The organism is Paracoccus sp. DMF-8 (assembly GCF_029309835.1).
Classification (GTDB): domain Bacteria; phylum Pseudomonadota; class Alphaproteobacteria; order Rhodobacterales; family Rhodobacteraceae; genus Paracoccus.
Map to the genome: position 1 here is coordinate 111,859 of NZ_JARJHL010000017.1, position 16,292 is coordinate 128,150.

At 64.6% G+C, this 16,292-nt stretch carries 16 protein-coding genes and 2 pseudogenes; 7 read left to right on the top strand and 11 right to left on the bottom strand.

What is annotated here, in order from left to right; translation table 11 throughout:
* The first annotated feature begins 14 nt into the window (after positions 1-14).
* Both PE067_RS18490 and PE067_RS18495 read left to right on the top strand, forming a co-directional pair.
* Positions 15-437: an OsmC family protein gene (locus PE067_RS18490; protein ID WP_276191167.1), complete on the top strand. Its 423-nt coding sequence runs from the start codon at positions 15-17 to the stop codon at positions 435-437.
* A complete protein-coding gene (locus PE067_RS18495; RefSeq protein ID WP_276191169.1) occupies positions 437-1,273 on the top strand; it encodes a transglutaminase family protein in 837 nt (278 codons plus the stop codon). Before PE067_RS18490 ends, PE067_RS18495 begins: the two co-directional genes overlap by 1 nt.
* Positions 1,274-1,510: 237 nt before the next feature.
* Here the strand turns inward: PE067_RS18495 and PE067_RS18500 are convergent, their stop codons facing one another.
* Together PE067_RS18500 and PE067_RS18505 are read right to left on the bottom strand one after the other, a co-directional pair.
* Positions 1,511-3,115 carry a peptide chain release factor 3 gene (locus tag PE067_RS18500; RefSeq protein WP_276191171.1) on the bottom strand — a complete coding sequence of 535 codons (1,605 nt, stop codon included), beginning with the start codon at positions 3,113-3,115 and terminating at the stop codon, positions 1,511-1,513.
* Between the two features lie 442 nt (positions 3,116-3,557).
* Complete coding sequence (locus tag PE067_RS18505) at positions 3,558-4,307, bottom strand: NAD kinase (RefSeq protein ID WP_276191173.1); 750 nt, start codon at positions 4,305-4,307, stop codon at positions 3,558-3,560.
* A gap of 150 nt (positions 4,308-4,457) precedes the next feature.
* On the opposite strand from PE067_RS18505, the pseudogene glyA reads away from it, so the two are divergent.
* Positions 4,458-5,740 (top strand): annotated as a pseudogene (gene glyA / locus PE067_RS18510) (serine hydroxymethyltransferase).
* A 106-nt stretch (positions 5,741-5,846) separates the two neighbouring features.
* Here the strand turns inward: glyA and PE067_RS18515 are convergent.
* Positions 5,847-6,230, bottom strand: a complete 384-nt coding sequence (locus PE067_RS18515) for a hypothetical protein (protein ID WP_276191174.1) — start codon at positions 6,228-6,230, stop codon at positions 5,847-5,849.
* A gap of 93 nt (positions 6,231-6,323) precedes the next feature.
* Between PE067_RS18515 and PE067_RS18520 the strand changes: the two genes are divergently transcribed.
* Positions 6,324-6,971 (top strand): alpha/beta fold hydrolase, encoded by a 648-nt coding sequence (locus PE067_RS18520; RefSeq protein ID WP_346429732.1) that lies wholly within the window; start codon positions 6,324-6,326, stop codon positions 6,969-6,971.
* Positions 6,972-7,128: 157 nt separating this feature from the next.
* On the opposite strand, the gene PE067_RS18525 is transcribed toward PE067_RS18520, so the two are convergent.
* A complete protein-coding gene (locus PE067_RS18525; RefSeq protein WP_276191175.1) occupies positions 7,129-7,431 on the bottom strand; it encodes a hypothetical protein in 303 nt (100 codons plus the stop codon).
* 129 nt (positions 7,432-7,560) lie between these two features.
* Between PE067_RS18525 and PE067_RS18530 the strand changes: the two genes are divergently transcribed.
* Positions 7,561-7,704: an entericidin A/B family lipoprotein gene (locus tag PE067_RS18530; RefSeq protein WP_276191176.1), complete on the top strand. Its 144-nt coding sequence runs from the start codon at positions 7,561-7,563 to the stop codon at positions 7,702-7,704.
* A gap of 200 nt (positions 7,705-7,904) precedes the next feature.
* Positions 7,905-8,108, top strand: a complete 204-nt coding sequence (locus PE067_RS22015) for a hypothetical protein (protein ID WP_346429733.1) — start codon at positions 7,905-7,907, stop codon at positions 8,106-8,108.
* Between the two features lie 658 nt (positions 8,109-8,766).
* Here the strand turns inward: PE067_RS22015 and PE067_RS18540 are convergent.
* Positions 8,767-8,910, bottom strand: a complete 144-nt coding sequence (locus tag PE067_RS18540; RefSeq protein ID WP_276191178.1) for a hypothetical protein — start codon at positions 8,908-8,910, stop codon at positions 8,767-8,769.
* Positions 8,911-8,980: 70 nt separating this feature from the next.
* Between PE067_RS18540 and PE067_RS18545 the strand changes: the two genes are divergently transcribed.
* Positions 8,981-9,523, top strand: coding sequence for an exopolysaccharide biosynthesis protein (locus tag PE067_RS18545; RefSeq protein WP_276191179.1), 543 nt, complete (start codon positions 8,981-8,983; stop codon positions 9,521-9,523).
* 12 nt (positions 9,524-9,535) lie between these two features.
* Here PE067_RS18545 and PE067_RS18550 read toward each other — a convergent pair.
* The 6 genes and pseudogenes from PE067_RS18550 to PE067_RS18575 all read right to left on the bottom strand — a co-directional run.
* A pseudogene (locus PE067_RS18550) lies at positions 9,536-10,358 on the bottom strand (alpha/beta hydrolase); the annotation flags it as partial.
* A 3-nt stretch (positions 10,359-10,361) separates the two neighbouring features.
* Positions 10,362-11,054, bottom strand: coding sequence for a 3-oxoacid CoA-transferase subunit B (locus PE067_RS18555; RefSeq protein WP_276191180.1), 693 nt, complete (start codon positions 11,052-11,054; stop codon positions 10,362-10,364).
* Between the two features lies 1 nt (position 11,055).
* The gene (locus tag PE067_RS18560; protein ID WP_276191181.1) at positions 11,056-11,721 is read right to left on the bottom strand and encodes a 3-oxoacid CoA-transferase subunit A; all 666 of its coding nucleotides are present in this window, start codon (positions 11,719-11,721) and stop codon (positions 11,056-11,058) included.
* Positions 11,718-12,920, bottom strand: a complete 1,203-nt coding sequence (locus PE067_RS18565; RefSeq protein WP_276191182.1) for an acetate/propionate family kinase — start codon at positions 12,918-12,920, stop codon at positions 11,718-11,720. Before PE067_RS18565 ends, PE067_RS18560 begins: the two co-directional genes overlap by 4 nt.
* On the bottom strand, positions 12,917-14,236 hold the full coding sequence (locus PE067_RS18570) for a bifunctional enoyl-CoA hydratase/phosphate acetyltransferase (RefSeq protein WP_346429741.1): 1,320 nt from the start codon (positions 14,234-14,236) through the stop codon (positions 12,917-12,919). The genes PE067_RS18565 and PE067_RS18570 overlap by 4 nt, the downstream gene beginning before the upstream one ends.
* A 63-nt stretch (positions 14,237-14,299) precedes the next feature.
* Entirely contained in the window at positions 14,300-16,276 is a 1,977-nt protein-coding gene (locus PE067_RS18575; RefSeq protein WP_276191183.1) for a DUF3141 domain-containing protein, read from the bottom strand.
* Positions 16,277-16,292: the final 16 nt, after the last annotated feature.

Here is a 16,292-nt window from a genome sequence, read left to right on the forward strand (position 1 = left end):
GAAAGGGTATGACGATGATCACCAAGACAGGCTCGGCGCATTGGCAAGGCGCACTGAAGGACGGCAAGGGCACGGTCTCGACCGGGTCGGGCGCGCTGACGGACCAGCCCTATGGCTTTGCCACGCGGTTCGAGGACAAGCCCGGCACCAACCCCGAGGAACTGATCGGCGCGGCCCATGCCTCGTGTTTTTCGATGGCGCTGTCCAAGGCGCTTGGCGATGCCGGGATCACCGGGGTCGATATCCGCAGCACCTCGACCATCACGCTGGATCGCGACGGTGGCGGATTTTCGATCACCAAGGCGCATCTGGCGACCGAAATCAGCGGCGATGGCGATGCCGACCGGATCAGGGCGCTGGCCGAAGAGGCCAAGGCAGGCTGCCCGGTGTCGCGCGTCCTGAACGCCGAAATCACGTTGCAGGTCACCGTCGCCTGATGCTGATCCGCTACGGCTATCGCATCAGCATCGAATCCTCCGGGCCGCTGCCGCTGGTGACGCAGATGGCGGCGCGCCCGGAACGGCGCATGGACCTGCGCGGCGCGGAAAACGTCGCGACCCTGCCGGTCGTGGCGCAAAGCCATTACATCGACGCCTTTGGCAATCTGTGCACGCGCATGACCAGCCCCGGCGGCGTCTTTACCCTGACCAGCGATGCGGTGATTTCCGACAGCGGGGACAGCGATCCGACCCTGCCCGGAGCAGGCGAGGATCCCATCGAAAGCCTGCCCGATGACGTGCTGGTCTTTCTGATGCCGTCGCGATTTTGCGAATCCGATCTGCTGGGGGATTTCGCATGGCAGCAGTTCGGCACGCTGCCGCCCGGATGGGGGCGGGTGCAGGCGGTGGTCGATTACGTCCACAACCATATCCGTTTCAACTATGGCGATGCGGATGCGACCCGCACCGCCCATGGCGCATGGCAGCAGCAAAAAGGCGTCTGCCGCGACTTTGCCCATCTGGCGATTGCGCTGTGCCGGGCACTGAACATCCCGGCGCGCTACGTCAACGGCTATCTGGGCGATATCGGCATTCCGCCCGACCCCGCCCCGATGGATTTCGCGGCCTGGATGCAGGTCTGGCTGTCGGGCCGCTGGTGGACCTTCGATCCGCGCAACAACAGCCCCCGCATCGGCCGGATCATCGTCGGCATCGGGCGCGATGCGGTGGATGTCGCGCTGATGTCCAGCTTCGGCCAGCACAAGCTGCTGGATTTCAAGGTCTGGACGGATGAGGTCGACGCGGGCGGCAATCCGGTCAGCCCGCCGACATAGCCGCCTTCGGTCAAGCGCCGCACCGGCTGCCGCAGGCCCGTTCGGCGCGGCGGGAAAACCGGCATCCGGATCAGAACCCCGGTGATTTCCCGCCGGGTCAGGCCGATCTGTGCGGAATAGCGCAGCGCGCAGCCCGGTCTGGGCGGCGCATTCGGAAATCCGCAGGTTTCGGCCTTTCGCAAGGGCACGCCCAACCGCTTACGGGTTGAAGGACGCTTCTGGCCAAGGCTGCGAAACCTAGACCATCATTTCCTTGGTCGCGGTCAGTTTCAGGTCGGGATGGTCGCGCGTGACCCGGTCAATGTCCCATTGCAGCCGGGTCAGATAGACCAGATCGCCGTCGTGGTCGGTGGCGATATGCTGCTTGTTGGTGTTGACGAAGCCCTCGACCAGCGGTTTTGGCCCCGACAGCCAGCGTGCGCTGGTGAATTGCGTCGGTTCCAGCCGTACGGGCAGGCCGTATTCGATCTCGATCCGGCTGGCGAGCACGTCGAATTGCAGCGCGCCGACGACGCCCACGATGAAACCCGACCCGATCGAGGGCTTGAAGACCTTGGCCGCGCCTTCCTCGGCGAATTGCATCAGGGCCTTTTCCAGATGCTTGGCCTTCATCGGGTCGCCCGCACGCACCGATTGCAGCAATTCGGGCGCGAATGACGGGATGCCGGTGAAACGCAGGTCCTCGCCCTCGGTCAGGGCATCGCCGATGCGCAACTGCCCGTGGTTCGGAATGCCGATGATATCGCCCGCCCAGGCCTCTTCCGCCAGTTCGCGGTCGGCGGCCAGAAACAGCACCGGGTTCGACACCGCCATCGGCTTTTTCGTGCGCACATGGGTCAGTTTCATGCCGCGTTCGAAATGGCCGCTGGCCAGACGCACAAAGGCCACGCGGTCGCGGTGCTTGGGGTCCATATTGGCCTGCACCTTGAAAACGAAACCCGCAACCTTGCTTTCTTCGGGCAGAACCTCGCGCGTGGCGGTCTTTTGCGGCTGCGGCTGCGGGCCGAATTTGCCGATGCCGTCCATCAATTCCTTGACGCCGAAGGAATTGATCGCGGAACCGAACCAGATCGGGGTCATATGCCCTTCCAGAAAGGATTTCGCATCAAAGGCGGGCAGCAGTTCGCGCGCCATTTCGACCTCTTCGCGCAGCTTGGCCAGCATGTCGGCGGGGATATGTTCGGCCAGTCTGGGATCGTCCAGGCCGTTGATCTGGATCGATTCCGCGACCTTGTTGCGATCGGCGCGGTCCATCAGTTCCAGCCGGTCGTTCAGGATGTCGTAGCAGCCCAGAAAATCGCGGCCCATGCCGATGGGCCAGCTTGCCGGGGCGACGTCAATCGCCAGGTTTTCCTGAATCTCGTCGATGATTTCAAAGGTATCGCGCGATTCGCGGTCCATCTTGTTGCAGAAGGTCAGGATCGGCAGATCGCGCAGCCGGCAGACCTCGAACAGCTTGCGGGTCTGGGATTCGACGCCCTTGGCACCGTCGATGACCATGATCGCCGCGTCCACGGCAGTCAGCGTGCGATAGGTGTCTTCGGAAAAATCGCTGTGACCGGGCGTGTCCACCAGATTAAAGCGATATTCCCGAAAATCGAATGACATGGCCGAGGCCGAGACCGAAATCCCCCGGTCCTGTTCCATCTTGATGAAGTCGGACCGCGTCCGCCGCGCCTCGCCCTTGGCACGCACCTGCCCCGCCATCTGGATCGCGCCGCCGAACAGCAGGAACTTTTCGGTCAGCGTGGTTTTCCCGGCATCCGGGTGCGCGATGATCGCGAAGGTCCGGCGGCGGGCGATTTCGGGCGGGAGTGCGGGTCGGTTGCTCATGGCGCGCATGTATAGGCGGGGGCGGCGCGACTCAATGGGTGTTTAGAGATCGTCACCATCGTTTCCCTGCAAGCAGACCGGATCGCGCTGGTGTTGAGCCCTTGCAAAAGCCAGCCGCCTTCGGGACGTCTGCGTGATCTGCACGGCATTGAATACCGGAACCTTGGCCGCGATTATCTGTCATCCCTGCGCGTCACATCCGTGACGGTAAGATTTACACATTATCGGTCAGAACCTGCCGCCAAGCGCCCGCAAATACTCTGCATGGTGGGGTAACAACGATGATGGCGGAAAAAGGCATTCGGTTGCCTGGCTCAGCGCCGGTTGGCACACCGAAGGTCTTTCGCTGGATCTGGAACAGGTCAGTTTTGCCGAGGGTAACCCCACCGCATGACACTGGCGCGCACGCCACGCGGGTCGCGACCAGCTACTACGCCGATAAAGGCACGGGCTAGACGAACTGTTCCCGGATCAGGCGTTCCTCCAGCCCGTGGCCGGGATCGAACAGCAGGCGGTGGCGCACGGCGTCCTCGGATCTGACCTCGACCCACAGGACCGAACTGACACCGCGCGAATCCGCGTCGGCCATGACCGGGCGCTTGTCGGGTTCCACGACATCGAAACGCACCGTCGCGCCCTTGGGCAGGATCGCGCCCCGCCAGCGGCGCGGGCGAAAGGCCGCGATGGGGGTCAGCGCCAGCACATCCGAGCCGATGGGCAGGATCGGGCCGTTGGCGGAATAGTTATAGGCGGTCGATCCGGCGGGGGTGGACAGGATCACGCCGTCGCAGACCAGATCCTCCATCCGCACGCGGCCGTCGATGCTGATGCGCAATCGCGCGGCCTGCGACCCGGCGCGCAGCATCGCCACCTCGTTGATGGCCAGACCGCGAAAGATTTCGCCCGTGCGGGCCTCGGCGGTCATCGCCAGCGGGTTGATGACGGTTTCCTCGGCCGCGGCGATGCGTTCGGGCAGGTTCACCGCGTCATATTCGTTCATCAGAAAGCCGATGGTGCCCCGGTTCATGCCATAGACCGGCAGGTCATTGCCCCGGTGCATGACGCTGAGCATCAGCCCGTCGCCACCAAGCGCCACGATGACCTCGGCCTGTTCGGGGGGCGTCTGGCCGTAGCGGCTTTCCAGCACGCGCAAGGCCGCGTCCGCGCTGTCCGTCCCGCTTGATATGAAGTGCATTTTCATGGGCGCCATCATGCCCCTGATGCGGACGGTGACAAGCTGTATTCTCGGCAGCCCGCTTTTACTCTGATTGCGTCGCATCCATTCTGGCCCGCACCGCACAAAGCCGCTATGACACGATCAAGCGCGATCCGCCGCCACAGAGAGGACAATATGACCGACAATGGATTCTTCACCGCATCGCTTGAGAGCCGCGACCCTGCGATTTTCGGTGCGATCCGCAATGAGCTTGGCCGTCAGCGCGACGAGATCGAGCTGATCGCCAGCGAGAACATCGTGTCTAAAGCCGTGCTTGAGGCGCAGGGCTCGGTGCTGACCAACAAATATGCCGAGGGCTATCCGGGCAAGCGTTACTACGGCGGCTGCCAGTTCGTCGACGTGGTCGAGGATCTGGCGATCGAGCGCGCCAAGGAACTCTTTGGCTGCCAGTTCGCCAACGTCCAGCCGAATTCCGGCAGCCAGATGAACCAGGCGGTGTTCCTGGCGCTGCTGCAGCCGGGCGACACCTTCATGGGGCTGGACCTGAATTCGGGCGGCCACCTGACCCATGGCTCGCCGGTCAACATGTCGGGGAAATGGTTCAACGTCGTCAGCTATGGCGTGCGCCAGCAGGACCAGCTGCTGGATATGGAGGACGTGCGCGCCAAGGCCCTGGCCAACAAGCCCAAGCTGATCGTCGCCGGCGGCACCGCCTACAGCCGGGTCTGGGACTGGGCCGCCTTCCGCGCCATCGCGGACGAGGTCGGCGCTTATCTGATGGTCGACATGGCCCATATCGCGGGGCTGGTGGCCGGTGGCCAGCACCCCTCGCCGCTGCCGCATGCCCATGTCGTGACCACCACGACCCACAAATCGCTGCGCGGTCCGCGTGGCGGCATGGTGCTGACCAATGACGCCGATATCGCCAAGAAAATCAACTCGGCGGTGTTCCTCGGCCTGCAGGGCGGTCCGCTGATGCATGTGATCGCGGCCAAGGCCGTGGCCTTTGGCGAGGCGCTGGAGCCGGGCTTCAAGGACTACGCCGCGCAGGTCGTGAAGAACGCGCAGGCCATGGCGGATGAGCTGATGAAGGGCGGCATCGACATCGTGTCGGGCGGCACCGACAACCACCTGTGTCTGGCCGACCTGCGCCCGAAAAGCGTGACCGGCAAGGCGACCGAGGCGGCCCTGGGTCGCGCGCATATCACCTGCAACAAGAACGGCGTGCCGTTCGACCCGGAAAACCCTTTGTGACCAGCGGCATCCGTCTTGGCGCCCCGGCGGGCACGACGCGCGGCTTTGGCGAGGAGGAATTCCGCCAGATCGCCCGCTGGATCACCGAGGTCGTCGACGGCCTTGCCGCCAATGGCGAGGACGGCAACGCCGCCGTCGAAGCCAAGGTCAAGGCCGAGGTCGAGGCGCTCTGCAAACGCTTCCCACTCTATCAGGACATGTGAAATGATGGGGGCGGCGCATCACCGCGCCGCCCCACCATCCGCGATCTGCCACCCGCGATCCGTCGCACAATGTCGCGATTCTTCCGACCTTCGCCGCAGGGGCGTTTCAGATCAGCCCGCGCCGGATCATGATCCAGACCGCGACGGCGCCGATAATCAGCAGACCCAGACAAACCGCCGCGGCAATATTCGTCGCGCTGCCCGTCCAGCGGCTGGCCGCGCCAAGCGGCCGCAGATAGCCCACCAGCGCGTGATGGGCCCGTTTCGCACGGGCGATATCGACTTTCCGCGCCAGTTTCGGCGCATCGACCCATTGATCGGCTTCGGCCAGCAGCCGCCCCTCGCGCCGCAATTTTCGCGGCAAGGCCCCGCCCCGCCTGCGCATCATCGTCGCCAGATCCGCCCGCTGCCCACGACGCAGCCCGCCGAAACGCGAAACCATCAATTCGGCGACCTCGTCGGCCATGGTGCGGATGTCGTGGATGGGCATGGGACCCCTTGGCGGTTCTTTCGGGGGCAGATTAGCGACTCTGGTCCCGGCTCGCCAGTGTTGCTAGGTTGATCCAAAAGGACGGGTGGCAAGATGCTGAACTATACGGTTTCGGGCGATGACAACGGGCTTCCGCCGGTGCTGGTCGTGCATGGCCTGTTCGGATCGGGCAAGAATCTGGGCGGCATCGCCCGCAGGCTGACGCCCGCGCGGCAGGTGATTCTGGTCGATATGCGCAATCACGGCGACAGCTTTCACGACCCCGACCAGTCCTATCCCGCCATGGCCGGAGATCTGGCCGAGGTGATCGGGCTGTTCGGCGGACAGGCCGATGTCGTGGGCCATTCGATGGGCGGCAAGACCGCGATGGTGCTGGCACTGACCCGGCCCGGGATGCTGCGCAGGCTGGCGGTTCTGGACATCTCGCCCGTGGCCTACGGCCACGGCCAGAACGGCCTGATCGACGCGATGCAGGGGCTGGACCTGAGCGGGTTGCGCCTGCGTTCGGACGCGGATCGGCGCCTGTCGGAAACGATCCGGGAACCCGGGGTCCGCGCCTTTTTGCTGCAATCGCTGGATCTGAAAAGCGACCCGCCGCAGTGGAAGCTGAATCTGGATATCCTGCGCAAGCATATGGAAAAGCTGACAGGCTGGCCCGAGGGCCTGACGCCCGGCGCCTTCACCGGCCCCGCGCTGTTTCTGGCCGGCGGCAATTCCGATTATTGCGCCCCCACCGCGTAGCCGCGATCTGACGACTATTTCCCGCAGGCCACTGTCGAATTCATCCCCGAAACGGGCCATTGGCTGCATGCGGAACAGCCCGCGCTGGTGGCCGATCGCATCGCGGAATTTCTGGCCTAGGTTTCTGGCCCGGAGTTTCTGGCCCAGAGTTTTTGACCTAGCCGGAACAGTCCAGTTCCACCCGCGCCTCGCCCGTATCGCCGGGTAATCGGCTGCGCAGGCTGTTCGGTATGACCCGGCACCCCGAGGCGATTTCCGCCGCCCGCACCATCAGTTCGGGCACCCGGTCGCGGTCCTTGCGGGTCAGATAACCCATGCGGATCACCTCGGCCTCGGTCGGGTTGGAAAAGACGACGAAACGGATGCCATCCAGCACCAGATCACGCCGTTCCGCCCCCATGAACCGGGGCGCCGGAGAGACGCAGGCAGACAGCAGGAGAATCAGAATTATCACAGGCATCTCACTGATTTATCACCGATTCGTTAATGTGATGTTAACCCGCGCATGCCAGTCTTGCGGAACCGGGACGCGATCCGCCCCGTTACTGACACGAATCTGAAATTTTGCCCTTCAGCCCAGGATGTGATGATGCGCCGCTTGTTGAACCTGACCCCCTTTCTGCTTTTGATGGCGGTTGCCGCCTGCGAAACCGTGCAGGGCGCGGGTCGCGATTTGCAGGGGGCCGGTCAGGCGATCACGCAGGAAAGCCGCGACGTTCAGTCCCGCATGTAGGCCGTGTGTCCGGCGGCTGGCCCGGCCTGCTGTGGCCGCATGACATCAACTCCGGTTCGGGATTTTCGCTCAAATCCGCATGATCTTTCGGAAATTTTATGCCGAGGTTAACCTTTGGCGCATCAACTCGCATCACCGTGACAAGACGGCGCGGCTCAACGCGCCTATGGTGCGAAAAAAGGACAGTGAAAGGACAAGTCATGCGTCGCATTTCCTATCTGGCCCCGCTGGTGGCGCTGGTCGGGCTAACAGCATGCGAAACGATTCAGGGTGCGGGCCGCGACATGCAGACCGCCGGGCAGATGATCACGCAGCAAGGCTATTCGAACTCGCCGCAATCCTATCAGGGAACGCCGCAGCAACCGGTCGTCAGCGACCCCTTTGCCACCGGTGGCGGTTTCTAGGGGCAAATGCCAGACATGGCGCATCGCAGGGTTGGCCCGGTTCAGGGGGAACGCCGCGATGCCGCCCCTGCTGGTGCATCGGATCGATGCACCAGTCGCTTTTCGTCGCTGCCTGAAAACACGGGATTGCACCCCTCGCGCAGCGATTCCGGCCCGACACGCTGAACAAGGCTTGTCCACAGCGCTACGGAAGGCCGCTGCCTGAACCCGGATAATTCATTTTTGAATCAGCCTTCTGAACGACAAATTCAAACCAGATTATAACCCGAATCCGGCATATGGGAAGGCTGGCATCATCCGCGTCCCGCATCGCCGGAAAAAATCGACCGATCACGGAAGTTTTTAGTCCCTCTGCTGGACAAAAGTCGCAGGGGGCACCGTATCTATATACAGGATGTCAGCCACGCGCCCTGACCGCTTTCCCGCCCGCGATACGGCGGGCAAGGCGGGCCAAAGAAGCGACCCGGATCGTGGTTTTCATCTGAAATTCATAATACGTCCGAAAATCGGGCGGAGCGGCGCCTTGCCGGAACAAGGGGCCACGGAAAGGACGATGTGCAGATGACAGATGACAGCCGACGCAAGGGGGCTGCCCCGGCGCCGCAGTCAGGTGGTATGGGTCTTGGCGGGGTCGCGGCCCTGCGGGCAGGTGTAACGATCAGGGTTTGGGGCGCAGATGCCGGATAACGACGACCGCAATCTGATCCAGAACCCGCACAGCCCACAGCAAAATCCCATGTCGGAACCCGGCAACGACGATGATCCCGCCGAGCAGGATCGGCACGCGCGCCGCCGGGATCATGACCCCGAACGCAAGGTCAAGCTGTCCGAGCATCTGGTCGCGATCGCACAGGACGAAAGCCGCGACAGAATTGCCGTCAACGACGCTGATCCCGGCCCTGAAAGGACGGGCGATCGCGGCGCTTCTGCTGCTGTTTTCCTTTCCGAACGTCCTGCCTTCGCCGCCCGGAACCTCGGGCGTGCTGGGCCTGCCGCTGGTCTATCTGTCGCTGCAGATGATGCTGGGGCGCCCGCCCTGGATGCCGGCCTTTATCGGCAACCGCTCGATGCCGAGGAGCAGTTTTTCGGCCATCGTCCACCGCAGCGCCCCCTATCTGGCGCGGGCCGAACGGCTGCTGCGGCCAAGGCTCGGCGCGCTGACCGGGGAAACCGGGGCGCGGGTCGTCGGCGCGATCTGCCTGATCCTGTCGATCGTGCTGTTCCTGCCGATTCCGCTTGGCAATATGCTGCCCGCACTGGCGATCTGCATCCTTGCGCTTGGCACGCTGGAACAGGATGGCGTCTGGATCATCTCAGGCACGGTGCTGGGGCTGTTGTCGCTGCTGATTGTCTGGGGGGTGATCTGGGCCATGATCAAGGCCATCGTCTTCCTGTTCGGCGGCGTCGCCGCCTAGGCGCGGCAAGGCGGCGCAGCGATCCAGCCAGATGCGGATCGCTGCCAGCGCCTCAGGTTCGTCCAGAAAGGGGATATGACCGCGATCTGGGATTTCGGCGCGGATCATGTCGGGACGGCGCGCCTGCATCGCATCGGCGGTCTGGCGCGTCAGCACATCCGAATTCGCCCCGCGCAGCAGGGCCAGCGGCAGGTCGGCACAGGCATCGAACAGCGGCCATGCCTCGGCGAGGGGCGCGGCCATCGCCTTGTCGAAACCGATGCGCAGGGCGGGGTCATAGGTCAGGCCCAGACCATCCGGCTGCTGGATATAGTGGCGGATGGTTTCGTCGGCCCAACGGCTTGCGGGAACATGGTGAAAACCGGGATTGGCGGCGGGGGTGCGGTCTGCCGCTTCCTGCAGTGTCGCGATGGTCGGGCGGATGCCGATATAGCGGCCGATGCGCTGCAGGCCCTGCCGTTCCAGAACCGGGCCGACATCGTTCAGGCAGATCCCCGACAGCCGGTCCCGCGCCGTGGCCGCCAGAGCCATCGCCAGCAGCCCGCCACGGGACGAGCCGATGATCGCGGCCCGCGCGATCCGCAGATGATCCAGCAGCGCCAGCGCATCCTGCGCCTCTTGCGCGACGGTATAGCTGGCCGGATCGGCCCAGTCCAGACCACCGCCCCCGGCTGTCCAGCCGGATCAGCCGGACGCCATGCAGGCGACGCGCCAGATAGTCGAAATCGCGCCCATCCCGCGTCAGCCCGGCCAGGGCCAGCACGACCTGCCCCTGCCCTTCGTCGCGATAGGCCAGCCTTGTGCCGTCGCCCGCGCGGAAACGCCCCTGTCTCATCCCTTATCCTTTGCCGAAGCAATTGCCGGGTGAATGCCGCCCTCCAGGCCGGGTCATTTCGGGCACCTCCTCGGGAATGACCAGATGCGCGGCGGTCGCGGCGCGGATCTGGTCCAGATCGACACCCGGCGCGCGTTCCTGCAAGACCAGCCCCGACGGCGTGGGCGCGATCACGGCAAGATCGGTGATGACCAGATCGACCCGGCGCAAGGCGGTCAGCGGCAGGGTGCATTGCGGCACGATCTTGGGCTCGCCCTTGGCGACATGTTGCATGGCGACGATGACGCGGCCCGCGCCGGTGACCAGATCCATGGCACCGCCCATGCCCGGCACCATCTTGCCCGGCACCTTCCAGTTCGCCAGATGGCCCGCCTCATCGACCTGCAACCCGCCCAGCACGGTCACATCCAGATGCCCGCCCCGGATCAGGCCGAAACTCATGGCGCTGTCGATGCTGGCGGCGCCCGGAACGGCGGTCACGAAACTGCCGCCGGCATCGGTCAGATGCGGATCCTCCATCCCTTCGGGCGGGCGCGCACCCAGACCGATCACGCCGTTTTCGGCCTGAAAGAACACGCCAGAGGTCGCCGGCACGAAACCCGCGACCAGACTGGGCAGTCCGATCCCCAGATTGACCAGCATTCCCGGCTGGATTTCGCGCGCGACGCGACGGGCAATCAGTTCCTTGGCATCCATGTCAGCAACCTTTCCCTAGCAGCGCACGAAGCAGGTGATCGACCAGAATGCCCAGCGTCTTGACCGAGATCGGGGGGATGACGCCGACGGGCACGATGGCTTCGGGTTCGGCGATCACGGTGGCGCCGGCCAGCGCCATCATCGGGTTGAAGTTATGGGCGGTCAGCAGATAGCACAGATTGCCGACATAATCGGCCTGCCGGGCGCCAAGCAGCGAAAAATCGGCCCGTAGCGGGGTTTCCAGCAGATAGGTCCGGCCCTGAACCTCGATTTTCTGCTTGCCGTCCTCGACCTCGGTGCCCAGCCCCGTGGGGGTCAGGACGCCGCCCAGACCGACGCCACCGGCGCGGATGCGTTCGATCAGCGTGCCCTGCGGCACCAGTTCGCAGTCGATTTCGCCCGCGATCATCCCGGCACGGGTTTCCGGGTTCAGCCCGATATGAGAGGCGATGACACGGCTGACAGCCCCGGCCGAAATCAGCTTGCCGATGCCCCGCCCCGGCATGGCCGTGTCATTGGCGATGACCGTCAGGTCGCGCGTCCCGCGCGCCACAATCGCGTCGATCAGCCGCTCGGGGCTGCTGACGCCCATGAAGCCGCCGATCATCAGGCTGGCGCCATCGGGGATCATGGCGGCGGCCGCTTCGGCTTTCAGCGTGGCTTTCATGCGGTTTCCTTTTCGGTGATCCCGGCAGCCAGACGGGCCGCGCGGGCAATGACCAGATCCTCGCGGGTCTTCACGATCATCACCGTGGTCCGCGAAAACTCGGACGAAATCAAGGTGGCACTTTCCGCGTTGCGGCCGTGGTCGATCTCGATCCCCATCCAGCCCAGTCTTTCGCAGACGCGGCGGCGGATGACGCGGGAGTTTTCACCAATTCCCCCGCAGAAAATCAGGCCATCAATGCCCCCCATCACGGCAGCCATCGCCCCCAGTTCGCGCTGGACGCGGAACACGAAATAGTCGATGGCGCGGTGGGCGGCGGCATTGTCGGCCTGTTCCAGCGACCGCATATCGCTGGCAAGCCCGCCCGACAGGCCCAGCAGACCCGATTCATTATACAGGACCTGACGGATCTGCGCGGTATCCAGCTTTTCCTGATCCAGCATATACAGCAGCACGCCGGGGTCGATCTGGCCGCAGCGCGTGCCCATCGGCAGCCCGTCCAGCGCCGAAAACCCCATCGAGGAGGCGACCGAACGCCCCCGGTGGATCGCGCACATCGACGCACCATTGCCCAGATGCGCCACCACCACCCGACCGGCCATCAGATGCGGCGCGATGCGTTCCAGCTCTCCGGTCACATAATCATAGGACAGCCCGTGGAAACCGTAGCGGCGCACGCCCTTTTCGTAATAGCGGAAGGGGATGGCAAAGGTATCGTTCACAAAGGGCTGGCCGCGATGAAAGGCCGTGTCGAAACAGGCGACCTGCGGCACCCCCGGAAAGGCCGCCATGGCCGCCCGGATGCCCGCGATGTTATGCGGCTGATGCAAGGGCGCGAATGACGACAGTTGCCCAAGCCGGTCCAGCACCTCATCGGTGACCAGAACCGGGTCGGTGAAATCCGGGCCGCCGTGGACGACGCGGTGGCCGACGGCGGCCAGTTCCAGCCCCGGATGGGCGGCCTTGATCGTGGCGATGATCGCGGCCAGCGCGCCTGCGTGGCTGGTCAGGTCACCCGGCGCGACGGCCAGCGGCTGGTCCTGCGCATCCTGCAGCGCCAGTTCGCCCTCTGGCCCGATGCGCTCGGCACGGCCGGTAATCAGCGGATCGTCCCCTTCGGTCGGAAACAGCGCGACCTTGAGCGAGGACGACCCCGCATTCAGCGTCAGAAAACCGCTGCTGTGGTCGATATCCTTCATACCCGTCCCTCCTGATGGGCGTGGTGCAGGGCCGCGACGGCGCAGGATGCCAGCCGCGACATCGGACTGTCGGAGCGCGAATTCAGGATGACCGGCACCCGCGCGCCCGGGACCAGCCCGGCGCCTTCGGCATGGCTGACAAAGGACAGTTGCTTGGCCAGCATATTGCCCGCGTCGATCCCCGGCACGACAAGGATATTCGCGTGACCCGCGACACCGCCCTTGATGCCCTTGGTCCGCGCAGCGCCGATATCGACGGCATTGTCCATGGCCAGCGGCCCATCGACCAGCCCGCCCGAAATCTGGCCACGATCCGCCATTTTCGACAGCAGGGCCGCGTCGATCGACGACTGGATCGCCGGGTTCACGGTTTCGACCGCCGACAGGATGCCCGCGCGCGGCTGCATCCCCAGGGCAAGGGCCAGATCAATGGCGTTTTGCGTGATATCGACCTTGGTGGGCAGGTCGGGCGCGATATTGATCGCGGCATCGGTGACCATGACGGGCTCGTCCCGGCCCGGCACATCCATCACGAAAACATGGGTAAAGCGCCGCCCGACGCGCAGCCCGTGCGCCTTGTCCAGCATGGGTTTCAGCAGGTCGTCTGTGTGCAGGTGCCCCTTCATCACCGCGCCCGCGCGGCCCTCATGGACCAGACGGCAGGCCATCGCGGCAGCCGCCTGATCGCCCACGATGTCAATGATTTCAAAGCCCGAAAGATCGGCGGCGACGCTTTCGCCCGCCGTCAGGATCGCGGCGCGGTCGCCGATCAGGATCGGGGTGATGACGCCTTCGCGGGCGGCCAGAACCGCGCCGCCAAGCGCGTTCGGATCATCGGGACAGACCACCGCCACGGGCAGCGGCGGCAGGGCGCCGGCGCGTTCGACCAGCGCCTGAAAATGGCGGTGGCGCTGCACGACCAGCCCCGGAATCTCGATATCGCTGCGGTCGATTTTCTGTGTCGGCGCAATGACTTCGGCGGTTCCGGTCAGGATCACCGCCTGATCGGCCGGTCGCGTCACGCGGGTTTCCAGTGTGACGATGCCATCATCGCGCTTGTCCAGCACGCGGACATGACACAGCAGTTCTTCGCCCGCATGGGCACGGTCCTGAAAGTCGATGACCTGCTTGCGATACAGCGTCCCCGGCCCCGGCAAGAGCGTCCCCAGAACCGCCGAGATCATCGAGGCGACGAACATCCCCGGCGCGACATTTTCCGGCACGCCATCGCCATCGACATCATTGCCCGGCAGGTGCATCGGGTTGGAATTCCCCGATGCGGCGGCAAAGACATACAGATCATCGGGCGTGATCAGACGGCTGAGTTCGGCGGTTTCCCCGGCTGAAGCTCGGTCAGGGTTCGGTTGACCAGACGCATCCTAGGCCTCGCTTTCCGGGGTTGCGGCCGCGCGCGTGGTGCGGGCGCGGGATGTGCCGGCGGCCATGGTGTTTTGCGGCTGCGGGGTGTCGTCCAGCGGGTCGTGGTCGATGTCGCCCGTGAAACGCGGCTGGCCCAGAACCTCGTGGAAACGCTGCAAAAGCTGCATCGTTTCTGGCGACATCTCATCGGCGTTACCGGGGATATAGCGCACGACGCGCAGCGCCAGTTCGCGGTCCGCCGCATCGGGCAGCAAAAGCGGCAGGGCTTCGATCGCGCGCTGCGGTTCATAGGCCACGATCAGGGTCTGTTCGTGAATAATCAGGGCGCGATGTTCGGCGCCAAGCGATTTGAACGGCTCGTCCTGCGTCAGCACCCTGGACGACCGTTCCAGCCGGTCGCGGCGCACCCCCTTGCGGTTTTCGGCCAGCAGAACCAGCATGCGGATCACCGCCTCGGCAAAGCCGCCGCGTTCGATATTGTGCAAGGCGGCGGCGACTTCGGGCAGGCTGCGCAGCTCATCAGTGCTTTTCAGGGTGCGATGCGCCTCGTGGGTGCGGCCGAATGCGCGCGCCAGTGGCGTGGCCCACAGCCCGTAAAAGGCCAGCTCATACATCATGTCGCGGGTGTCGCGGCACAGGTCGATGGCCTGCTCGACACTGTCCACCCATAGCTGTTCCGCCGCCAGGAACGGGTTGTCCGGTGACGCTTTGGCGCGCGTGTCGCGCAGCTTTTCGGCCACCTCGGCAACCTGCGCCATGACCGGGTTACGCGACGAGGCCAGCGCCCGCTCGACCCGTTTCGGATGCAGCGCGCGCGACAGTTCCGCCGTGGTTTCCGTGACCGCCGCCTGCACGAAGGGCCGCACCACCGCGTCATAGATCTGGGCCTGAACCTCGGAGGTGCGGGCAACGGCCGCAAAGGGGCGTTCGTCGTCATGGCCGTCATCCAGCGCGCGGATATCGTCCATGCCGTGTTCGGCGAAACTGACGGTAAAGATCTTTTTGCCGTCGCGTTCCTCGATATCCTCGATGCGCATTTCATAAAGGCCGGGGGCCAGCGCCTCGATGGTTTCCAGCGTCGAGGCGACCTCGGCATGTTCCTTGCGCGCGATCTGAGAGGACACGAAAATCCCCAGATGGCCGACCTGATCATGGACCATATAGACGATGCGCTGGCCGCGGATGCGGATTTCCTGCACATCGGCATAGGTTTCCACGATCCAGTTCAGCGCCTGCTGCGGCGGCGTGATATTGTCGCCGTGGCTGGCGAAAACGATGATCGGCGCGCGGATCGCCTTCAGATCGACCGGGCGGCCGGGTTCGATGCGCGCCTCGTTCTTGGCCAGACGGTTGCCGACGAAAAGCTGTTCGACGATCCAGCGGATTTCCGGCTCGGTCAGCATGAAAAAGCCGCCCCACCATTTTTCGAATTCCAGAAAGCTCTTGTCGCCCTTGTCGATGTCGCGGAACAGATCGGTGTATTTGCGGAAAAGCGTGCGGCCGGGGTTCAGCGCCTCGAAATTCATCACCAGATTGGCGCCGTCAAAGATGCCGCCGCCCAGATCGGACAGGAACATCGGAACCCATGTCCCGCCCAGCAGGCCCGCATTGTAGCGCATCGGGTTTTCGCCGACCTTGCCCGCCCGGGGCGCGACCGGGGCGCCGTTGACGACGATGGGGCCGGTCAGATCGGGGTTCATCGCGGCCAGCAGCAAGGTGGCCCAGCCCCCCTGACAATTGCCGGTGATGACCGGGTTCGGCGCCGCCGGATGGCGCCGCATCACCTCGCGGACAAAGGCGGCTTCGGCGCGGGTGACATAGGCCAGATATTGCCCCGGTTCGGGGCGCGCGCGAAAGGCGACGAAATAGACCGGATGGCCCGCCCGCAGCGCGACACCGACCTGACTGTCGGTCTTGAAGCCGCCGATACCGGGGCCATGGCCCGCGCGCGGGGTCGATGATGATGTAGGGCGCACTGGTGTCGTCGATCAC